Annotated in this window: 21 protein-coding genes; 19 read left to right on the top strand and 2 right to left on the bottom strand. The window is 42.9% G+C overall.

Translation table 11 applies throughout. From position 1 onward, the window contains the following. Positions 1-474: 474 nt before the first annotated feature. The 17 genes from BLR42_RS14795 (at position 475) to BLR42_RS14870 (ending at position 17,803) form a co-directional block, all read left to right on the top strand. The gene (locus BLR42_RS14795; protein WP_091870696.1) at positions 475-1,026 is read left to right on the top strand and encodes a DUF3793 family protein; all 552 of its coding nucleotides are present in this window, start codon (positions 475-477) and stop codon (positions 1,024-1,026) included. A 300-nt stretch (positions 1,027-1,326) separates the two neighbouring features. Next, positions 1,327-1,890, top strand: a complete 564-nt coding sequence (locus BLR42_RS14800; RefSeq protein ID WP_091870699.1) for an FUSC family protein — start codon at positions 1,327-1,329, stop codon at positions 1,888-1,890. Beyond that, positions 1,887-3,206, top strand: a complete 1,320-nt coding sequence (locus BLR42_RS14805) for a circularly permuted type 2 ATP-grasp protein (RefSeq protein WP_091870702.1) — start codon at positions 1,887-1,889, stop codon at positions 3,204-3,206. The genes BLR42_RS14800 and BLR42_RS14805 overlap by 4 nt, the downstream gene beginning before the upstream one ends. Next, on the top strand, positions 3,188-3,853 hold the full coding sequence (locus BLR42_RS14810; protein WP_091870705.1) for an alpha-E domain-containing protein: 666 nt from the start codon (positions 3,188-3,190) through the stop codon (positions 3,851-3,853). Before BLR42_RS14805 ends, BLR42_RS14810 begins: the two co-directional genes overlap by 19 nt. A gap of 20 nt (positions 3,854-3,873) precedes the next feature. Then, complete coding sequence (locus BLR42_RS14815) at positions 3,874-4,710, top strand: transglutaminase-like domain-containing protein (RefSeq protein WP_139165180.1); 837 nt, start codon at positions 3,874-3,876, stop codon at positions 4,708-4,710. Next, positions 4,710-5,657, top strand: a complete 948-nt coding sequence (locus BLR42_RS14820; protein ID WP_091870711.1) for a M14 family metallopeptidase — start codon at positions 4,710-4,712, stop codon at positions 5,655-5,657. The genes BLR42_RS14815 and BLR42_RS14820 overlap by 1 nt, the downstream gene beginning before the upstream one ends. Beyond that, complete coding sequence (locus BLR42_RS14825) at positions 5,654-6,574, top strand: M14 family metallopeptidase (protein WP_091870714.1); 921 nt, start codon at positions 5,654-5,656, stop codon at positions 6,572-6,574. The genes BLR42_RS14820 and BLR42_RS14825 overlap by 4 nt, the downstream gene beginning before the upstream one ends. Before the next feature lie 127 nt (positions 6,575-6,701). Continuing rightward, positions 6,702-8,339, top strand: coding sequence for an ABC transporter substrate-binding protein (locus tag BLR42_RS14830; RefSeq protein ID WP_091870716.1), 1,638 nt, complete (start codon positions 6,702-6,704; stop codon positions 8,337-8,339). 227 nt (positions 8,340-8,566) lie between these two features. Then, positions 8,567-9,382, top strand: a complete 816-nt coding sequence (locus BLR42_RS23600; protein WP_242879359.1) for a class I SAM-dependent methyltransferase — start codon at positions 8,567-8,569, stop codon at positions 9,380-9,382. Beyond that, positions 9,383-10,159 carry a class I SAM-dependent methyltransferase gene (locus tag BLR42_RS23605; protein WP_091870719.1) on the top strand — a complete coding sequence of 259 codons (777 nt, stop codon included), beginning with the start codon at positions 9,383-9,385 and terminating at the stop codon, positions 10,157-10,159. A 342-nt stretch (positions 10,160-10,501) separates the two neighbouring features. Then, positions 10,502-10,720, top strand: coding sequence for a FeoA family protein (locus BLR42_RS14845; protein ID WP_091870722.1), 219 nt, complete (start codon positions 10,502-10,504; stop codon positions 10,718-10,720). A gap of 172 nt (positions 10,721-10,892) precedes the next feature. Then, complete coding sequence (locus BLR42_RS14850; protein WP_091870725.1) at positions 10,893-12,884, top strand: ferrous iron transporter B; 1,992 nt, start codon at positions 10,893-10,895, stop codon at positions 12,882-12,884. Positions 12,885-12,910: 26 nt separating this feature from the next. After that, positions 12,911-13,054, top strand: coding sequence for a FeoB-associated Cys-rich membrane protein (locus BLR42_RS22375; RefSeq protein ID WP_139165181.1), 144 nt, complete (start codon positions 12,911-12,913; stop codon positions 13,052-13,054). A gap of 143 nt (positions 13,055-13,197) precedes the next feature. Beyond that, positions 13,198-13,431: a Fur family transcriptional regulator gene (locus BLR42_RS14855; protein ID WP_091870727.1), complete on the top strand. Its 234-nt coding sequence runs from the start codon at positions 13,198-13,200 to the stop codon at positions 13,429-13,431. Between the two features lie 33 nt (positions 13,432-13,464). After that, the gene (locus BLR42_RS14860; RefSeq protein WP_091870730.1) at positions 13,465-14,163 is read left to right on the top strand and encodes an ABC transporter ATP-binding protein; all 699 of its coding nucleotides are present in this window, start codon (positions 13,465-13,467) and stop codon (positions 14,161-14,163) included. A gap of 11 nt (positions 14,164-14,174) precedes the next feature. Continuing rightward, a complete protein-coding gene (locus tag BLR42_RS14865; RefSeq protein WP_091870732.1) occupies positions 14,175-16,496 on the top strand; it encodes an ABC transporter permease in 2,322 nt (773 codons plus the stop codon). A gap of 14 nt (positions 16,497-16,510) precedes the next feature. Next, complete coding sequence (locus BLR42_RS14870) at positions 16,511-17,803, top strand: DUF2130 domain-containing protein (RefSeq protein ID WP_091870735.1); 1,293 nt, start codon at positions 16,511-16,513, stop codon at positions 17,801-17,803. Positions 17,804-17,827: 24 nt separating this feature from the next. Here BLR42_RS14870 and BLR42_RS14875 read toward each other — a convergent pair whose 3' ends face one another. Next, positions 17,828-18,886, bottom strand: a complete 1,059-nt coding sequence (locus BLR42_RS14875) for a glycosyltransferase family 4 protein (RefSeq protein WP_207648555.1) — start codon at positions 18,884-18,886, stop codon at positions 17,828-17,830. A 129-nt stretch (positions 18,887-19,015) separates the two neighbouring features. After that, positions 19,016-19,735: a 5'/3'-nucleotidase SurE gene (gene surE / locus BLR42_RS14880; RefSeq protein WP_091870740.1), complete on the bottom strand. Its 720-nt coding sequence runs from the start codon at positions 19,733-19,735 to the stop codon at positions 19,016-19,018. Between the two features lie 167 nt (positions 19,736-19,902). Here surE and BLR42_RS14885 point away from each other — a divergent pair, with 167 nt between their 5' ends. Beyond that, positions 19,903-21,090: an acyltransferase family protein gene (locus BLR42_RS14885; protein ID WP_091870743.1), complete on the top strand. Its 1,188-nt coding sequence runs from the start codon at positions 19,903-19,905 to the stop codon at positions 21,088-21,090. Positions 21,091-21,337: 247 nt separating this feature from the next. Next, on the top strand, positions 21,338-22,231 hold the full coding sequence (locus BLR42_RS14890; protein WP_091870746.1) for a transporter substrate-binding domain-containing protein: 894 nt from the start codon (positions 21,338-21,340) through the stop codon (positions 22,229-22,231). The last annotated feature ends 122 nt before the right edge of the window (positions 22,232-22,353 follow it).

A 22,353-nucleotide genomic window follows, 5' to 3' on the forward strand; every position in this document is an offset into this window, starting at 1 on the left:
TCATATAACGTAGCAAGGCTGATGCAATTAGAAGATCCTGTGAACCGGATACAGATGATAGATATAATGGATGAAGTGGACTCGGATCTTACATGTGTGGCAAAGTTTATTTTTGAACCAATTCCCAGTATGTATTGATTTTTGAGAATAACAATACCTTTACTCCTTTTGATGACGCATAGGGATAACTATGCGCTTTTTTATGCTGAATATAGGATAATAACATCTCAAAAAGCAACTACTCCACCTGATTATGGCATTCTCCTGCACAAAAACTTCTTCATGAAACAACCCTATCTAACAAATAAATTTCCTTGCAAAATAAGTTAGCAAATGCTAACATAATAATCAAGAGAGGTAATTGATAACATTTATCACGATGTAAACAAGTGACAAAAAATCCCGATGACAGGCGGGTTTTTATTTGAGACAAATGTTAGCAATATCTAACATTTACGGCGGAGGGACATACCAATGGGGGATCAATTATTGATCAGGTTATGCTCGCCTACCTTGGCGGGACTAAAGACAGGTAATCTTTTTACGGTGGACATTGATGACAGGGAACAGTTCAACAAGGAGGTCAGGGAGTTTAACAGCAGATTCTTATCCAAAGGAATCCGCATGATACCCGTTAAATATTCGAAGGGTCACGTACTCATATATTTATACAGGCCTTCTTACCTTAAAAGAGATTTTAGGAGCGATGAGGTTTGCAGAATATTAAAGGAAAAAGGATATTCATACAGTAACGCAGACCTGTGCGTGGCGCAGCTTGCAAGGCATCTTGCAAAGGATGGCACGTTCCCTCATGAGATAGGGCTGTTTCTCGGCTACCCGGTTGAAGATGTTGTTGGTTTTATGAGAAGCCCGGAGGAGGGCGTGAAGTATACAGGTTTCTGGAAGGTTTATGGCGATATGGACTCGGCACTTAAAACTTTTGACAGATACAAAAAGTGCACGGAAATATACAGCAGAGCTCATAAGCACGGCATATCACTGGATAAACTGACTGTAGCAAGTTAATAGAGGAGGTGGGCATATGCTTACATGGAATCATATTTTGAAAAAAAGAATAATGCTTTCTCTTGTTTGGATTGTCGGAGTGATTGTTTTTACCGGAATGGCGATAGCGCTGTTTTGACGCTGTATTTGGCAAAAAGTAAGTATAAGATTTGCTGATTGACTTAAGATTTTTGTCTAAAAATGACAATTGCTCAATGGCTTTTGAATTCGTATACTGTATTCAAACAATGGCGTTTCGGCTTTATACCGAAGCGCCGTTTTTGTTTGGGAGAGAAGATAAGGAGCAGATGTGGTTGATAGATGAAAAAAAGCAGGATACATTTCCCGCCTATAGGGATGCGAATAATTAAATCTGCACTCGGGGTTCTTATCTGTTTTGTGATCTACATTCTGAGAGGAAAACAGGGGACACCGTTTTACTCGGCTCTTGCAGTGCTCTGGTGTATTCAAAACAGGACGAACAACACGATAGGTAATGCTCTGCAGCGTACAATAGGTACCTTTATAGGGGCTTCTTATGGGCTTCTCTATATTTTGCTAAGACAGAGCATACCGATTCTTAATGACGACCTTATCCACTATTTCATAATATCGGCTGCGCTTATTCCGATAATATATACCACCGTGATACTCAAGCAGAAGAAAGCATCATATTTTTCGTGCGTTGTCTTCCTGAGCATAGTTGTGAATCATCTCATGGATGAGAATCCATATGTATTTGTCGCAAATAGAACTCTTGATACTCTTATCGGAATTATTCTGGGTATCGTCCTGAATGTCGGATACATGTGGAAAATGCATAACGAATCTAATACACAAAAGTCTCCTGTGCTAAAGGGAAGAGAAGAAGGGAGCTGCCTATGAACAACATCAACCTATTAAAACATACCGATGATATCAATGCGCTTCTTGCAAGGTATGGTGTAAAGTTTGGAATTTATAAAAATAATGAGTTTAAGGAGCAGCTGTTTCCGTTTGACGCAATCCCCAGAATTATAGAGCACGATGAATTTAAATATCTGGAAAAGGGATTAAAGCAGCGCGTTGTGGCACTAAATCTTTTCCTCAAGGATATTTACAGCGAAAAAAAGATAGTTAAGGATGGTGTTGTTCCCGAGGACTTTATATTTGCATCGAGCGGTTATCTTGTAGAATGCGACGGTGTGTGTCCGGTTAAGGGTATATATTCGCATATATCCGGTATTGATCTCGTAAAAGGGAAGGACGGAGAGTGGTATATTCTTGAGGATAATCTGAGAGTTCCGTCCGGTGCATCCTATCCGATGATAGCAAGAGAACTGTGCAGAAGAAGCTCTCCCGGTACATTCAACCGGGCAAGGATTGAGGATAACAGAAATTATGCCAGACTTTTAAGAAGAACAATGGACAATGTAAACGTGGGTGGGCACACAGTAATACTGACTCCGGGAAGATATAATGCTGCATATTTTGAACACTCGTATCTTGCAGAGCAGACCGGTGCACATCTGGCAAATGGTTCTGAGCTGATAGTGGAAAACGATAAGCTCTATTTTATCACTGCAGACGGAAAACATGAGAGAGTGGGAGCTGTCTACAGGAGAATTTCAGATGAGTATCTGGACCCCATGACCTTCAATCCCGAGTCGGTTATTGGTATACCGCATATCTATGATGTTTTCAGAAAAGGGAATGTTGCGCTGATTAATGCACCGGGTAACGGAATAGCAGATGATAAGGGCATATATTACTTTGTCCCCAAAATGATCAAATATTATCTGGGTGAAGATGCAGTGCTTAATAATGCACCTACATATCTGCCGTTCTATGAAGAGGATATGAAATATGTTCTTGATAACTTCGACAGCCTGGTATTAAAGGATGTCGCTGAGGCAGGAGGTTACGGAGTTGTGTTTGGAAGCTCCATGACGAAGGAACAGAAGGAAAACTTCCTGGCACTGTTAAAGGCTGAACCCAGGAGATTCATAGCACAGGAAGTAATTGATTTTCAGGATCTGGACATACTCGAAGGCACTGAGATGGTTCCCAGAAAGGCAGATCTCAGAGCATTTGTCCTTATGGCGGATGAACCGCTTGTGTGGAGAAGCGGGCTTACGCGTTTTTCAAGAAATCCGGATTCATTTATTGTTAATTCTTCACAGGGAGGAGGTTTCAAGGATACATGGGTATTATCTCAGTAGAACAGACAAACAGAATGTATTGGCTTGGCAGGTATGCGGAGCGTGTCTATACACTTGTCAGGTGTTATTTTAAAGGCTATGACACAATGATTGATGAAAGTTATGACAGTTACCACCAGTTTTGTCAGATGATTGATATTCCGGATGTTTATGCCGACAAGGAAGATTTCATGAAGGCATATCCATTTGATGAGAACAATCCTGATTCTATAATCAGCAATCTGATAAGAGCTTATGACAATGCCATAGTACTTCGCGAGAGTATAGGCTCGGAATCCCTCTCATATATTCAGCTTGCAATTTATGATATGAACAAGGCAAAACTCAGTGATGCTCCGCTTATTGAACTTCAATATGTTATCGATGATATTCTTGCATTCTGGGGAATGATCGATGATAAGCTCGATGACGATCACATAAGAAATATAGTCAAGTCGGGAAAAAGAATAGAAAGATTCGATCTCTATGCGAGACTTGGACTTGGAAGAGAAGTTCTTATCAGAGAGGCTAACAGGATGATTCCGAGAATAGAAAAAAGCGGGATGAACATAGCAAAAGAAAAGCTTGATGAACTCCGGAAAGCCGTTGAAGAGCAGGAAGTAGATTATTATGGTGTTATAGGCATTGTGGAAACGCTTATAGCCTGAGTTTTTAAGGAAGGTATGTTGTGAAAAAACTACATTTTGATTATTGTATGGAAATCCGCTATTCAGCTGATGTTTCGTGGTGCTGCTATACAATCAAGTGTATTCCTAAGGGCACAGACAGGCAGAAAATATCGAATATGCAAATCGATATGATACCGGAAACAAAGGCAGAATGGGCAACTGATTCTCATGGGAACAGATACATATACGGAAGCAATGAGATACCACATTCATATTTCAAATACCACATAAAGGGGGATGCCGAATGCGGTATTGTTCCCTATGAATCTGTTTCCACAGGGAATGAAGAAATGATATACAGGCATAGTCATGGCCTTACCGTGCCCGGGGATAAACTCAAGGGATATTATGAAAAGCTTAAGGAGGTTATGCCTTCTTTTGATGCGATGTCTCCTTTGGAAAAAGCGAAATATATTATGGAGAAGCTCCATGAAGATTTCGTATATGAAAAGGGTTGTACTGGAGTTGATACAGGAGCGGAGGAAGCTTTTTCACTGGGAAAAGGCGTTTGCCAGGATTATGCGCATATCATGATATCGCTCCTGATATTATCAGGCTGTCCGGCAAGGTACGTCACAGGGCTGATCATAGGTGAAGGGGAGTCACATGCCTGGGTGGAAGTGGCCGACTCCGGGAAGTGGTATGGCTTTGATCCGACCAATAACATTCCGGTACAAGATTGCCATATAAAAATCGGGTGCGGAAGAGATGCCACAGAGTGCCAGATAAACAGAGGCATCATGCATGGAGGGGGCGAACAGGTACAGGATATCTACGTGAATGTAGCCGAAGTGAGTCCCGGACAGAGTATTATCAGTAGAGGAGCGTTGTTTTGATGATAAAGACAGTAGCTGAAGTTCTGTTGCCCGTTGATGAGGTACTGCGAATAAAAAAGAGGCGTATTATGCCTGCCGGAAAGAAAAAGAATCTGAAGCGTATCAGCATTGTGACCGGAATTCACGGTGATGAGCTGGAAGGTCAGTATGTATGCTTTGAGCTTGCAAGAAGGATAGAGGAAAATATTGATAACCTTGAGGGCATTGTCGATATTTATCCGGCAATGAACCCTCTTGGAATTGATTCGATAACGAGAGGCATTCCGGCATTTGATCTTGATATGAATCGGATTTTCCCCGGAAATGCTGAAGGCAATATGACAGAATCCCTGGCAGCCAATATCATGGAAGACGTTTCCGGATCGGATGTAGTTCTTGATATACACGCCAGCAATATTTATCTTACCGAGATTCCGCAGATAAGGATTAACAGATTGAATGAGGATGAGCTTGTTCCGCTTGCAAAAGAGTGCAATGTCGATTTTGTCTGGATACATGAAGCCAGTACTGTTTTGGAGGCGACTTTTGCATACAGCCTTAACAGCACGGGGACGCCATGCCTTGTTGTTGAGATGGGTGTCGGAATGCGCATAACCAGAGAATATGGCAATCAGCTGGTTGAGGGTATTTTCAATCTTATGAGAACCCTGGGAATGTGGAAGGGGAAAAAGCAGCCGGTCAGAAGTCCTATTATCTCGCATAACCCTGATGATGTATGTTTCCTTAATGCGACAGCCGGGGGATTATTTATACCTGATGTAAAGCATTGGGAAGTGATAAATAAGGGAGAAAGAATAGGGCGGATAATAGATCCGCTTTCCGGAAAGGTTTTGGAAAATGTAGAAAGTCCTGTGGATGGAATTCTGTTCACCATAAGGGAGTATCCGATAGTTGATGAAGGGTCATTGATTGGCAGGTTATTGAAAAAGGAAATAATGACAGCATGAAAAAGAAGACAATCTATGAGATAAAAGGGCTATACAGAGACAGCTTCAGAATAACCGGTTATGAATTCGGCAAGGGGAAAAAGGCTCTTTGCATCGTTGGCAGCATGAGAGGAAATGAAGTTCAGCAGTTATACTGTTGCTCACAGCTTGTAAAGAAATTCAGGCAACTGGAGGAGGAAAACCGAATCAGTAAAGATATTAAAATTTTGATTATCCCATGCAGCAACCCTTATTCCATGAATATTCAGAAGCGATTCTGGACAATTGATAATACTGATATTAACAGAATGTTCCCGGGCTATGGGCTTGGGGAGACCACCCAGAGGATTGCCGATGGAGTATTCTCAAAGATAAAAGACTATGAATTCGGAATCCAGTTCACCTCATTTTATATGCCCGGAGAGTTCATTCCTCATGTGAGAATGATGGATGAAGGATATTCGGATGTTGATACTGCTTTGAAATTCGGACTTCCTTTTGTCGTTAAAAGGACAGTCAGACCCTATGACACAGCAACACTTAATTATAACTGGCAGGTATGGAATACGAAGGCCTATAGTCTTTATACATCCACAACAAGTCGAATTGACAAGAAGAGTGCAGGACAGGCAGTTCTTTCAGTGCTCAGATTTTGTAAAAGCCAGGGCTTTGTAAAATACCATGAGCACGGGGAACACCATACGAGAATAATAGACGATAAAGAGCTGATCAGTGTCAGGACTGCGAAATCAGGTTTGTTTGAACCGCTTGTAAAAGTGGGAGAAGAAATTGATGAAGGAACTCCGCTAGCTGAAATAATCAATCCGTACGATGGTTCAATAATGGAAACTCTCTATGCGCCTAAGAAGGGGACGCTTTTCTTCATGCATTCGGATCCGATAACTTATGCAGATACGGCAGTCATAAAAATGGTCTGAAAATCGTTGGACGACGTAAATAAGTTTGGAAGAAATTCGCGTAAATAACCCCCTGGGGGGCTTATATGCAATATCGTTTTGATTTAAACTCTTATCTGTATAAATATGCACAGATAGGAGTTTAATTATGAAAAAGAAAATTTTATCAATGATTCTTACGGCAGTTCTTGCTGTAAGCGCAGTCGGATGCGGAGGCTCAGGCGAGAGTCAGCCGGCTGAAGATACCGCTAAAACAGAGAATACACAGACAGAAACAGCTGCAGAGCAGACAGACGATGCTGTGGAAGCAGAAGATACCACAGAGGCAGCAGGTGATACTACTGAGGCTGATGCTTCATCTGAGCCCAAGATTCTCAAGGCAGCAGCATCCTTTGCTTATCCCAGTCTTGATGTACACAAGGAATACTATGGTTGGTACACATCAATCTATGGAATTTCAGAGGCTCTTTTCAAGATGGATGAGAATATGAACGCAGCTTCCTGCCTTGCTAAGGATGCGACTTCAGACGGAAGTGTCTGGACCATTACTCTTAACGATGGCGTGGCATTTTCAAACGGAAATCCCCTTACTGCAGAGATGGTGATCAAGAACCTTCAGCGTGTAGCAGAGGTAAATGAGCGCTTTGCATATCTCTCTGATTTTGAGATGACAGCTACAGATGATAAGACAATAACTATCGACACCAAAGAGGTTTATCCCACACTCAGAAACGAGCTTGCAAGCCCTGAGCTTGGAATGGTTGATCTTGATGCCACAACAGATTTTGACAATGCACCGGTTTGTACAGGACCCTTTGTTATTAAGAGCTTCCAGCCGGAAGGTGATGTGGAAGTCTCCAAAAACGAGAGCTACTGGGGCGGTGATGTAAAGCTTGACGGAGCAATTTTCTACTATATGCAGGAGGATGATCCGAAGCTCCTTGCTATGCAGAGCGGTGAGATCGACTGCTACAACAGCGTTTCATCTGCAGCCCTTGCCGTATATGAGCAGGAACCTGATAAGTACAACGTTGTGTCCATTCCCGGCGCAAGACTTCAGTTCTATATTTTAAATGAAAACAATCTTGATGATGCCGTAAGAGAAGCCATCAACCTGACTGTAGATAAGGATGCCATCGCAGCATATCTTGAAGGTACCGTATCGGCAGCAGTCGGTCCCTTCAGTCCCAGCGCAGCATACGGAAAGGTAACTGTTCCCGCAGTTGACACAGCTAAGGCAAAAGAGGTTCTTGAGGCAGACGGCTACACTCTTGGAAGCGACGGAATATATGAAAAGGATGGCAAAAAGCTTTCAATAAATATAAAATATTATGCAGCAAGATCTCTCGACACACTGGCTCTTCTTATTCAGGAGCAGCTTAAGGCAGTGGGAATCGATTCGGTGCTCGGCGTTGAAGAAGATCCCGATTCAACCTATATTGCAAACGGCGACTTTGACCTTGCTCTTTACTGCATGATAGCTGATAAGGCAGGAGATCCCCTGTACTTTATCGAGTCTGCCTTCAAGGAAGGTGCATACTATGACTGCGGAGGCTTCAGCGATGATCACTGCGAGGAGCTTATCGGACAGCTTATGTATGAGACAGACACAGCTAAGAGAGCAGAGCTTGCAAACGAGATTGTACAGATTGTAATTGATGACAATGCTTTTGGCTTTGTTGGACTATTCAACTCCACAACAGTTCTTCGTCCAGGAGTTTCCGGCTTTGCTGAGAACATTCCTTTCGATTTCTACGGAGTTGATGCGGAGACAGATATTGAATGATAGTAAAAGCGCTTAAGAAAATAGGCAGTTTGATTATCATACTTGTTATCCTGAACTGTCCGCAATTTTCGTTTCACATGATATTGCTCTCGTGTCTGCGATATGCGACCGTATTATGGTCATGAAGGATGGAAGATGCGTGGAGCAGGGAGATGCCGCTAAGGTGATAAACTCTCCGAAGGATGACTATACTAAGCAGCTTATAGAAAGTGCAAGGAAGCAGAGTATTGAATAAAAATATATATGAACAGAACCTGGAGTACTGGATGAAAAGGGCTCCGGGATATTCAGAGGTTAATAAAGAGGAGCTTGGTGGAATTCAGAGAAATACTTGGCCGACACTGCTTGATAAAGAGATAGCGGAGCATTTTGGGAGTCGTAAAGAGGCCCTGGCAGAGCATAAGTCTGGGATTCAGAATTTTAACAGAAGTGATATCAGGATTCTTGATATCGGAGCAGGGCCTGGATTTATATCAATAATCCTGGCGGAACTTGGATATAACGTCACGGCGGCTGATTTTGCGGAGTCGATGCTTATGGAAGCAAAGATGAATGCAGGCGAGCTTGCAGGGAATATCTCCTTTAAACAGGAAGATGCTATGAATCTCAGTTTTGAGAATGAGAGCTTTGACGTCATAGTATCAAGGAATCTCACCTGGAATCTTCAGGATCCCGAGAAGGCATACAGTGAGTGGTTAAGAGTCCTTAAGAGGGGCGGGCTGATGCTGGTTTTCGATGCAAACTGGTATGCCTTTCTGGTTGATGAAAATAAGAAGGCAGAATACGAAAACGACAGAAATAATGTTGCAGAGCAAGGCTATGATGACTACAATATCGGCGAGAATTTCGATGTGATGGATAAGATCGCGATGACTCTTCCGCTTACCGGACGTAAGAGACCTGAGTGGGATGAGGTGGTTCTTAGGAAGCTTGGAGCCTCCAGGGTTACTTCAAAAGAGGATATCGGGAGCGTTGTTTACTCGGAAAAAGAGAAGGTCAACTATGCTTCTACACCAATGTTTATGATAAAGGCAGAGAAATAAATGAGTGAGATTAAATACATTCCCTTTGAGGAAGAAAATGAAAATATAAAGACTGCAGTTACCGGCTATTGGACCAAAAGAGCCGGCAGTTTTTTTACGCAGAGACAGCATGAGCTTACAAGTCCCAAGGCAGGGAAGTGGCTTTTTGAGATAACAGAGCAGATAAAGAAGGTAACTTCCGCTCCCGATGAAGAGATAAAAATACTTGATATTGGTTGCGGTACCGGATATTTTCCTGTGCTTCTCGGTAAGGACGGATATGAGGTTACAGGAATAGACTTAACGGAAGAGATGGTAATAAAGGCCGGGGAGCTTGTAAAGGAGAACGAGCCCTATCAGAAGAATATCAGGATTATGCAGATGGATGCGGAGAAGCTTTCCTTTGAGGACGAGAGCTTTGATGTGATCGTCACAAGAAATCTGACCTGGACTTTGCCGCATCCGATAGATGCATATAAAGAGTGGTTCAGAGTTCTTAAGAAGGGCGGACTGCTCCTTAATTTCGATGCCGAATACGCGAAGGGTGCGCACAATCTCAAGACCCATGAGAACCTGGCTCATAAGGATATAAGCGATGAACTTAAGGATGAGTGCCACGAGATATATCATATGCTGACGATAAGCGCTCTTGAAAGACCTGCATGGGATGAAGAGATACTTAAGAAGATCGGATTTAGTGCTGTCGAAGCAGATAGAACTTTTTGCGACAGAATTTTCTCGGAAAAGGATGAGTTCTATATTCCGGATAAGATGTTCATGATAAGTGCACTTAAGTGATGTTGATAAAAGTGCTTTCTTTGAACAGTCGAATTATTTTTTCAAAATTTTGAGCGTGTAAAAAATGGTTTTTAGAAAAAATTCAGAAACAGGGTTGACAGTCAAGTTAGCAAGTGCTAACATACATTTTGTTAGTAATAACTAACGTATGACGCACATAGTCATAAGAAATCTCCTACCTGAAAAGCCGCATCTTGCCAATGCGGCTTTCATTTATATTAAAAAACTTTTAAATTATAAGATTTCTTATTGACAATTATTCTTAATAAGAATATCCTATGTATGAAGTTAGCGGCGGCTAATTAATTGTTGCATTCTGCTAACTAGTGTAAGGAGGATTATATGACACTTAACGAAGTAGAGGCTGGTAAAGACTATATAATTGAAGCTATCGACACCAGCGGAGATGAGGATATGGAGAGTTTTCTCTTTTCACTTGGATGCTACAGCGGAGAAAAGATTACTGTTGTAGACAGGAAGCGAAATCTTGTTGTCGCTATCAAGGATGCAAGATATAATATTGATCCGGAGTTAGCGAAAGCTATCAAAATTCAAGCTTAATGCTAAGCAAAACACCCATTACAATTAGTTGCTAATATAAAATGGAACATAACGTTATCAACTAATAAAATCGATTGGGTGTTAGCATATGCTATCAAAATGTGTTATAACTTCTCAGAGTAATTACTCTGGATAATTATAAATTTTTAAAAGTTTTTTAGGAGGAAAAGTTATGAGAATCGCAATGGCAGGTAATCCCAATAGCGGTAAGACGACCATGTACAACGCCCTCACCGGACGTAGCGAGAAGATCGGTAACTGGGCAGGTGTTACCGTTGACAAGAAAGAGAGTGTCATCAAAAAGAGTTTCTATGATGGCGGAAAGGAGCTGATAGCGGTAGATCTTCCCGGTGCATACTCAATGTCACCTTTTACATCCGAGGAAAGTATCACCAGTGGTTATGTAAAAAATGAGCATCCCGACGCTATCATCAATATCGTTGATGCTACAAATCTTAGCAGAAGTCTTTTCTTTACGACTCAGCTTCTGGAATTGGGGGTTCCTGTTGTTGTAGCATTAAATAAGACTGATACCAATGATAAGAAGGGTAACACTATTGATGAAAAGCTGTTATCCAAAAAGCTTGGCTGTCCTGTAATTAAGACAGTGGCAACCTCTGAGACAGGCCTTAAGGAAGTTGTAAAGGCTGCTGCAGAGCTTGAAGGCAAGGGACAGAAGGAGCCTTACGTTCAGGGTGACATCGACCTTACCGATAAGGCTGCAGTTGAGACTGCCGACAGAAAGCGTTTCGAATTTGTAAACAGCATTGTAAAAGAAGTTGAGAATCGTAAAGTTCTTACAAAGGATAAGAACTTCGGAGATACAATTGACAGCGTTGTTACACATCCTGTTCTCGGTATTGTAATCTTTGCTGCAGTAATGTGGCTTGTATTCTATATTTCACAGACAACTGTAGGAACCTGGCTTTCAGAGCTTCTTGCAGGCTACATTGAGTCCTTCCAGGGCTTTGTCGGAGATAAGATGGCTGATGCCAATCCGCTTCTCTATGCGATCCTTGTTGATGGTATCATCGGCGGTGTCGGTGCCGTTGTTGGATTCCTTCCTCTTGTTATGGTTATGTACTTCCTCATCGCACTTCTTGAGGACTGTGGTTACATGGCCAGAGCGACAGTAGTTCTTGATCCTATTTTCAAGAGAGTAGGTCTTTCAGGAAAATCCGTTATCCCTATGATCATCGGTACAGGCTGCGGAATCCCCGCTATCATGGCTTGCCGTACAATCAGAAACGAGAGAGAAAGACGTTCTACAGCAATGCTTGCAACCTTCATGCCCTGCGGAGCAAAGCTTCCTGTTATTGCACTTTTTGCAGGCGCATTCTTCCCTGAGTCAAGATGGGTTGGATTTGTAAGCTACTTTGTAGGAATCCTTCTCATCCTTCTTGGAGCACTTCTTATCAAGGCTATTACAGGTATGAAGTACAGAAAGAGCTTCTTCATTATCGAGCTTCCTGAGTACAAGGTACCCAGCCTTATGTTTGCAATTAAGTCAATGCTTGAGAGAGGTAAGGCTTATATTGTAAAAGCAGGAACAGTAATTCTTGTATGTAACACAGTAGTTCAGATCATGAGCACCTTCAACTTCAGCTTCCAACCTGTAGAAGAGGGTATGGAGAGCACATCAATCCTTGCAGGTATCGCAGGACCTTTTGCTTACCTTCTTGTTCCGGTTGTTGGTATTGCAAGCTGGCAGCTCGCAGCAGCAGCTATCACAGGCTTCATTGCTAAGGAGAACGTTGTAGGTACAATCGCTACAGTTTATGCTATTTCAAATCTTATCGATACAGAGGAGCTTGAGCTCATCGGAGAAGGCAACGCAGTTGCAGCAGTTATGGGTATCACTAAGGTAGCAGCTCTTGCATATCTGATGTTCAACCTCTACACACCTCCGTGCTTTGCTGCTCTCGGAGCTATGAACTCAGAGATGAAGTCAGCTAAGTGGCTTTGGGGTGCAATCGGACTTCAGCTTGCTACAGGCTTCACCGTTGGTTTCCTTGTATATCAGGTAGGTACACTTATTACCACAGGTTCCTTTGGAACAGGCTTCGTATTCGGACTTATTGCAATTGCAGTATTTGCAGGCATTGTAGTATATTTGATTAAGAGAAACCAGAGAGAAATGGTTCTTGAGTACAAGCTTGATTAAAAGGATTTACAGATTTAGGAGTTATTATGAGTAATTTTATTGCAGGTGCAGTTATCGTACTGCTGGTGGGATTGGCCGCAGGTTATATCTATAAAGAAAAGAAAAAAGGAACTCATTGCATAGGTTGTCCCATGGCAGGAAACTGTCATAAGACAAAGACCTGCAAATGAATGTAAATAAGACAAGACCCGCCTCGTGCGGGCCTTGTTTTAAACAGAGAGTTAGCATTTGCTAACTTGCGAGAGGGGGCAACTTTTTATCAGTTATTTACTTATTTGTGGCGACGAAAAATAATTGGATTGGGGATATAATAATGAGTAATGAACAGATAATTACAGCGCTTAGAGATAAGGGAATGCGAATTACAAAGCAGAGAAAAATCGTGGCAAATGTCATTGCCGAAAATGACGGTGCTTCATGCAAGGATATATGCTGCATTGTGCGAACGAAGGACAAATCCATCGGGACTGCCACGGTATATCGCATGATCAAAGCGCTTGAGGATATCGGTATTGTTGAAAGAATCGATATGATCAAGCTTCACTGAGCGCATAAGATTCATGGTATGAAGGGGAAAGTTATGCAACTGGAATTACAGAATATCAAAAAATCTTACGGCGAAAACGGAAGCCGTGTGGAGGTTCTAAAGGACATAAGTCTGAGTGTGGAAAAGGGTGAGTTTGTGGTACTTCTGGGTCCGTCGGGATCGGGCAAATCCACCCTGCTTAATATAATAGGCGGAATAGATAACGCCGATTCCGGGAAGATAATCATCCGGGATAAGAGTATGTCGGATATGGATGAAAAGACGCTGACGGCATACAGAAGAGATCATCTAGGGTACATTTTTCAGATGTACAATCTTATACCGAATCTGACGGTAAGAGAAAATATCGAAGTTGGAGCATATCTCTCCAAAAATCCATTGGACATAGATGAAATAATAAGTGTTTTGGGTCTTACCGAACACCAGAATAAGGTTCCGAGTCAGCTCTCCGGAGGCCAGCAACAGCGCTGTGCAATAGGAAGAGCCATAATTAAAAATCCCGACATTTTGCTCTGCGATGAACCAACAGGTGCACTGGATTACAATACTTCAAAAGAAATCCTGGCACTCATAGAAGAGGTCAATCAGAAATACGGAAATACGGTCATCATGGTAACACATAACGATGCCATAAAGAATATGGCTGATTTTGTGGTGAAACTTCGAGACGGTGTTATCCGAAAGAGTTATAGAAACGAAGAGAAGCTTTCAGCGGCGGAGCTTGACTGGTAAAGGAGCATGGTATGAAAAATCCGTTAAATAAAAGGCTCCTTCGCGAGCTAAAAGGGGACATCGGAAAATACATAGTCATTTTCATATTAATGGTTCTGTCCATCGGGTTCGTTTCGGGATTCCTGGTTGCCGGGGAGAGCATGATCAAGGCCTATAATGAGAGCTTTGAAAAGTACGCTGTCGAGGATGGAAATTTCAGGACGGAAGATCCTCTCACCGCATCGCAGAAGGCGCGGATAGAGAAAAAGGGAGTAACAATATATGAAAATTTCTATGTGGAAAAGGAGTTTGATAATAACACAAAGCTTAGAATCTATCCAAACAGAGAAGAGATAGACAGAGCCTGTTTAATGAAGGGGAGTTTTCCTGAGGCTGATCTTGAGATCGCAATTGACAGGATGTACGCGGACAATAACAGCTTAGGTGTCGGGGATACGCTGGTTTCGGGCGGGAAAACCTACAACATAGTAGGGCTTGTAGCATTGTCGGATTATACAGCGCTTTTTTACAGTAATAACGATATGATGTTCGACTCATCAGCCTTCGGAGTTGCGGTTGTATCGGGAAAACAGTTTGCGCAGTATCCTGACAGTGAGGTTCAGTATAACTACGCCTGGCTATATGATAAGAAACCGACAGGTGAAGAGGAGGAAAAAGAGGTCTCCGATGAGCTTATGGAGGCCATTTCGAATAAGGCAGACCTTGAGAGTTTTACACCTCAGTATCTTAATCAGTCCATCAAATTTGCGGGTGACGACCTGGGAAAAGATAAGGCGATGATGACAGTCCTTTTATACATAATCATCATTATTGTTGCCTTTGTTTTCGGAGTTACCATAAATAATACGATTCATAAAGAAGCCACGGTTATAGGGACTCTCAGGGCTTCCGGATATACCATAAATGAGCTGATAAGGCATTACATGGCGATGCCTCTTCTGGTTACCGTTATCGCGGCTATCATAGGAAATATTCTCGGTTATACCTGTTTCAAAGAGGAATGCGTTGCAATGTACTACGGGAGTTATTCACTTCCGACCTATGTGACGGTGTGGAGCGCCGAGGCTTTCCTGAAGACGACAATTATCCCGCTGATAATCATGATGGTAATCACTTATGTTGTACTACGAAGAAAGCTTTCGATAAGTCCGCTAAAGCTGATAAGGCGCGATCTGTCGGCAAAGAAGCAGAAAGCTGCGGTGCCTTTAAATAAGAACATCAGCTTTTTCAACAGGTTCAGAATAAGAATACTCATACAGAATAAAAGCAGCTACATTATTCTGTTTTTGGGACTTTTGTTTGCGAACATGCTGCTCTTTTTCGGAATGATGCTTCCACCGATACTCGTTCATTATCAGGGAATTGTGACGGATACTATGCTGGCAAAGCACATTTATCTTTTGCAGATTCCGGCAGGTGCTATAGATTCAGATAATGAACTCTCGGCAGCTTTTTCCTATGTGGTTTTGAAGAGTAAGATAAATACCAATAACAGAGACGCGGAGAAGTTCTCAGCGAGCAGTTTGAAAACAACCGGAGATGGCGGAACGAGAGTCGAGGATGTGACCATCTACGGCGTCAAGGAAAACAGCAGGTATATAAACGCCGATTTTGATGAAAAAACGGTGCTGATTTCATCGGCGTATGCAGATAAGTATGACCTTAAAAAGGGAGCCGTCATAACATTGAAGGAACCTTACGAGGATAAGTATTATGGTTTCAAGGTCACGGGAATCTATGACTACGACGGCGGAATTACTGTGTTTATGAGTCAGAAGCATCTGAACAGTGTACTGGGCTATGACGAGGAATTTTTCTCGGGATACTTTTCGGACACGGAGATTACTGACATAGACAAAAAATATATCGGCACAACTGTAGGTGAGGAGTCGCTTACAAGAGTTTCAAGGCAGCTTATGATTTCTATGGGGAATCTTATGTATATGGTGGACGGCTTTTCAGTGATAATGTTCATCGTGCTGATGTATCTGCTGTCGAAGCTTATTATCGAGAGAAATGTTCAGTCGATATCGATGACGAAGATTCTGGGATATTCCAGAAAAGAGATTGCAGCGCTTTATATTATTCCGACTGCGCTTGTGGTGATTTTTTCACTGCTGATCTCGTATCCGATACTGTCCTATGTGATGGTGGAGATATTCAGGGTGATGCTGAAGCAGATGATGAGCGGCTGGATGATTATATGGCTTGATCCGTCAGTTTACGTTAAAATGTTTCTTATGGGAGTGCTGACCTATGTGGTGGTGGCCGTGATCGAATATCGCAAGATCGGGCGTATTCCCATGAGTGAAGCACTTAAGAACGTGGAGTGATAAGGAGTTAAGGCATGGCAGAATTGAAGTGCCCGCATTGCGGACAGGTGTTTTCGATTGATGATACGGAGCTTAGTTCCATCGTAAGTCAGATAAGGGACGAGGAGTTTAACAAGGACGTTGAGAAGAGGACCAGGGAGCTTGAGAAGCATCTTGAGGAAAAGCACAAGCTCGAGCTTGATGCTATGGGAGCCGATGTTAAGCTAAAGCTCCAGGAGAATTATGAAAAGCAGATGGCGCAGCTCCGCGAGAGCTATGATAAAGACACGCAGAAGCTCCGGGATGCGCAGGCCTCCGAGGTGCAAAAACTAAGAAATTCCTATGATGAGGAACTAAAAAAGCTTCGGGACGAGGTATCAAAGGCGGAGCTTGAGAAGCAGAAACTCTCATCCCAGATCGAGAGTGCTGAGGATAAGAAGCGTGTTGCAGTGCTTGAGGCTGTAAAAGAGGTTGAGGATAAAAGAAGTGATCTTGAGAGAACTCTTCAGGCTGAGAAGGAGAAGAATCAGTATATGCTTTCTCAGAAGGAAAAGGAAATCGAGTTTTACAAGGATCTAAAGACCAAGATGTCAACCAAGATGGTCGGCGAGACGCTTGAGCAGCACTGCGAGATTCAGTTCAATCAGCTTAGGGCCACTGCTTTTCCTAATGCATATTTCGAGAAGGACAATGATGCCCGCTCCGGCAGTAAGGGTGACTACATCTACCGCGAGAATGATGAGTTCGGCAACGAGATTATCTCCATCATGTTCGAGATGAAAAACGAAATGGATACGACCTCCACGAAGCATAAGAATGAGGATTTCTTCAAGGAGCTTGATAAGGATAGGAGAGAAAAGGGCTGCGAATATGCGGTTCTTGTATCACTCCTTGAGGCTGATAATGAGCTCTACAATGCGGGAATCGTGGACGTTTCCTATAGATATGACAAGATGTATGTGGTTCGTCCCCAGTGCTTTATTCCTATGATAACCCTGCTTCGTAACGCTGCGATGAATGCGCTTATGTACAAGCAGGAGCTGGCGGAGATCAGGAATCAGGACATTGATATCACTCACTTTGAGGAGAGTCTTCTTAAATTCAAGGATGACTTTGGACGGAATTATTCCATAGCACATGACCATTTTGAGAAGGCTATCGATGAGATTGATAAGACCATCCAACACCTTGAGAAGGTCAAGAAGGAACTGCTCGGATCAGACAATCAGCTTCGAATCGCCAACAACAAAGTGGACGATGTCAGCGTGAAGAGACTCACCAAGGGCAACCCCACTATGCAGGCGAAGTTTGAGGAACTGAAGAAGTAAATAAGAATGCAGTGCAGGTATTATTTACTTTCTTGCAACAGTGTAGTAGACTTCTTCAAGTTTATTTATGTGTGAATCAAAGCTATACCCTTCATCCGCAAGTCTAAGGCTCTGGCGGCTTGCCTCTTCCCAGGCTGATCTGTCTGAGAAGTAGGAGAGGATGCCATCGGCCATACCGTCAACGTCCTGTGGCTTGTAGAGCTTTCCGTTTACATCTTTTGAGACTACGCGCGGAATTCCGCCGACCTCACAGGAGATGATCGGAAGGGCGTAGCCCATAGCTTCAAGAATGGACATGGGCATAGCTTCCATGTGAGAGGGCAGAAGGAAGATGGAGCTTTCTTTAAGAAGCTTTATCTTTTCATCGCCGCGGATCCAACCGGGCAAAAGGACTGTATCTTCGAGATGCAGTCTTTTTATTTCGGCTTCGGTAGGCTCTGTTTCGCCGGTGCCACCGAGGATAAATTTTGCCTCGGGGAATTTCTTTATTACTTTATCAGCGATAGCGGGGATATCCACTACGCCCTTAAGGTTGTCGAATCTTCCAAGGTAGAGGATTTGCTTTTTTTCAAAGCGCTTATCCATCACTTCGTCAGATACCATTTCAGGAACGATCACACTGTAATTTGGAACAACCTCTATCATCTCAGCAGGTACGATGGCTGAGATTTTTTTCTTCCAATCCTCAGATAAAACTATGAGTTTGTCGCAGCTTCCGTAACTCTTTTCCACCATGCGCTTTTTCCATGCGGGCGCGTTGGTGTAGAGCTCATCGAGCGCAGAGCCGTGGATATGATTTACGACAGGGATCCCGGCATCATGTGCCATCTTTATTATTGGATATTTTCTGAAAAAGCTGGGACCGAAGGATGAGTGAACGTGCACTACGTCCGGGCGGTCTTTTTTTAAGACCTTGCGAAATTCGCGGTAGGCCTTAAGCGCTTTGGTCAGCTTGTCCAGCTTACTTCCGTCGCGGTAGGATTCCACATAAGTGATGTCAAAATCCTGCTCCAGGCGGCTTCCGTAATAGCCACGGGTAACGGCGGCAATTCCGCCCTTTACACTGGGATCCTGAACGATCATGCAAATTTTCAGTTTTTTGTTTTGTGGTTGGTTTTTATTTCTCATTTGTTGGTGTTTGTATTAGTTGCTGTTAAGTATTGTTTATCAGACATTATGTGTTGATTTTTGTGTAGATAGTAGATTATTATGTCAGCAGCCTATGTTGTTAACAATTCCGAAGGAAATATAGTTCTCCACAAGTGCTCTGAAGTCGGTTCCTTCCTCGCACTTTTCATTATAGATTCCGTCTACCATGAGTCGAACTCCGCCACCCTCAAAGTGCTCGATGACCTTATATCTGTCCTTGAAGAAGGAGCCTCTGGAGACTGCTACATCTCTGCGGATGCCCTTGAATTCTGAAAGGGGACATCCGGGGAAGTTGACATTCACGATCTGGCCGTATTCAAGTTTTACCTCAAGGGCTTCCTTAAGCATATCTCGCAGGTATTTGTTTGTGACTTCGTGATTGTCATCTATGTGCTCGGAGAATGCGACGGCGTGATATCCCTGGAAAGCAGCTTCAAATGCGGCTCCGGCTGTCGCGGAGTACTGGATATCAGTAGCCACATTGTAGCCATAGTTGATTCCGGAGAGCACAATGTGCGGTTTCTTTGGCATGATATTGAGACCGCCGACTCTGACGCAATCTCCGGGAGTTCCGCTGCAGGCAAAGGCGTGCACGCCCTCGACCGGGAAATCATGCGGGAACACATCAATAGGATCTCTTAAGGTTATGCTGTGTGAAGCTGCGCTTCTCTGGTGCGCCGGTGCGACAACCCAGACTTCTCCGAATTCCTTTGCTGCTTCCGCAAGTCTGTGAATTCCACCTGCATCTATTCCATCATCATTTGTGATCAGTATTCTTTTCATGTGGTTTCCTCTGGAGTTATATATTTTGACTCAGTAATACTAATATAGCATAAATATCTTCCATAATCGCAAAAGATACACATTAAAAAAGCAAGATTATCTAAGACAATGACCTTGTTTTTTGGGATTATAAAGTTATAGCAAAAAACTTGGGAGGTTTTATTTTTATGGCTAAACAACTAATTTATTCGGTGTATTTTATACTACCGGTTCTGCTGCTGTGGAACGCAAGGCCCGCAGGTAGGGGACAGTGGAACGACAGTCTTTCACTTGAGCAGACCAAGGCATTTCAGGGGTTCCTTGCAATCTGCATTATGCTTCATCACATCGGTCAGAAGACCTGTGCTTCATGGCTTTTTCCTAAGAGCAGAATTGTTCCGGGACTTGAGTTCTTCGTTCCGATCGGATACGTGATGGTGGCATTTTTTGTATTCTTCAATGGATACGGTGCTTACAAGAGCTTCCATACGAAGAAAGATTATCTTAATGGATTTGTGAAAAAGAGAATCCTGCCCGTTGTTCTTGCATTGTACTCAACAACACTGATTTTCTTTGTTGCAAGACTTCTTGTTGGTGAGAAGATGGACTTAAACGGTGCACTTTTGTATCTTTCAAGCATCAAGCTTTGCAATCCGTATACCTGGTACGTGATCGTGCTGCCGTTCTTCTATCTTGCATTTTATCTTGCGTTCAAGTTTATTAAAAAGGATGGCCTCGCAGTTGCTGTTGTAGCTGCTTTCGTAATCGGATATATGCTTGTGGGAACAACGATTGACCACAACGACTATCTCATTCGCGGTGAGTGGTGGTGGAACTGTGTTCATCTCTTCCCTGTGGGAATTGTGTTTGCAAAATATGAGGACAAGATTGTTCCTCATCTCAGAAAATATTTCTGGGTATATGTGATCGTTGCAGTGCTTGCACTTTATCCTCTGTATATTCTTTCGGTAAATGCACAGAATGTGTTCTCCTACTATGGTGAGAATTGGGGTGCTCCGGACACAGTCCTTAGAAGACGAATCACTCTTCTTACTCAGGTTCTTGTTACTTTGGATTTTGTTTTTGCAGCAATTCTTCTTGGAATGAAGGTGAAAATCGGAAACAAATTCCTGAAGTTCATGGGCACCATTACACTTGAGTTCTACCTGATTCACGGACTCTTCGTTGAGTTCTGTGATCACACCTTTGACGGTGGTGTAAAGTCACCCTTCCCGATCAAGAATGTATTCCTGTATGTGCTCGTGGTATTTGCCCTCGGTGTACCGTCAGCTATACTTCTTAAGAAACTACACGGACTGATCCTCGGAAAAGGAAGATCCGGCAAAAACGGCAAGTCAGTTCAGAAAGCTGCATAAATTATTAAAAAGCTTTTTCTTCATTTAAATACCCTAAAATGATTTGTTTTACAGAAAAGGTCGCCCGGCATATCAGCATGGGCGACCTTTTCTGTTTATAATAATTATTTATCGTAATTTCACGTCTTGTTTATCAGAATTTAATACGAGTGTTTCATAATAATAATGTGATTGTATGTAACATAGCATTTTTATACGTATTTTTAGACTTATTTGGATAAAAATACTTCAGTAATGAGGGGAATCTATGAACAAGGAAGTGGTTTCGCTGCTTCTGGTGGCAGCTATGACGGCAAGTATGCTGGTGTCATGCAAAGGCTCGTCTGATGAGATTGTTGGGGCGGATGCCGAAGAGGATGGAAACAACGTGATGGTTGTTGATATTCTGCTGACTGCGGAAGATTACGGAATAGGCGTGGATAAGGATAATCCCGAGCTTCTTCAGCAGATAAATACCTTTATAGAAAAGGGACTTGTGGATGGAACTTATGATGAGATCGCCAGCCACTACTTTGACAGAAGCAAGGAACCGGTGCCGGTGTACTCAGTTAAGCTGGACAATAGCAAGGACCAGCTTGTTGTGGCGACTACAGGCGATTTTGAGCCCTTTGACTACGATGTGGGGAATGCATACTACGGCATAGATAAGGAGCTGATCAAGGCTATAGCGGATTATCTGGGAAAAGAGCTTGTGCTTGTACCGGTTAATTTCGACACATTATTCATGACTGTATCTCAGAAGAAATGCGATGCCTGTATTGCGGGAATCACCATTAAGGAAGAGAGGGAAAAATATGTAGATTTCTCAGTTCCATATTTTCATGCGGGGCAGAGCATTGCTGTAAGGAAGGATAATAAAGAATTCATCTACGCAAAGACTAAGGAGGATGTTGAAAAAATCATTCTTGGCTTTGATGAGACGAAGACTGTTGCAGTGGAAGATGCAACCAGTGGTGAAGATTATCTGTTGGGGAAGGATCCGGGAGGATTTGCCGGAGTTAATTGCAATATTAAGAGATGTGCAAACCTTAAGGATGCGCTTATAGCTCTGAGCAACGAAGAGGTTGATTGTGTTATAGGAGATTCAGCGTGCATTAAGTATATAATTGCGCATGATTTTAGTGATTATTATCAGAACTGACCCCTCATCCGGCACTGCGTGCCACCTGTCTTCGCTCCGCTTCGGTCCGCGCTGAACCGACGTCCCCCGGACGTCGAGCGCCCCCAAAGGGGAAGGCAGATACTTATCCACCTAAGGATTAA

It is taken from the genome of Butyrivibrio sp. INlla16 (genome assembly GCF_900104155.1).
Taxonomy (GTDB): Bacteria; Bacillota; Clostridia; order Lachnospirales; family Lachnospiraceae; genus Butyrivibrio.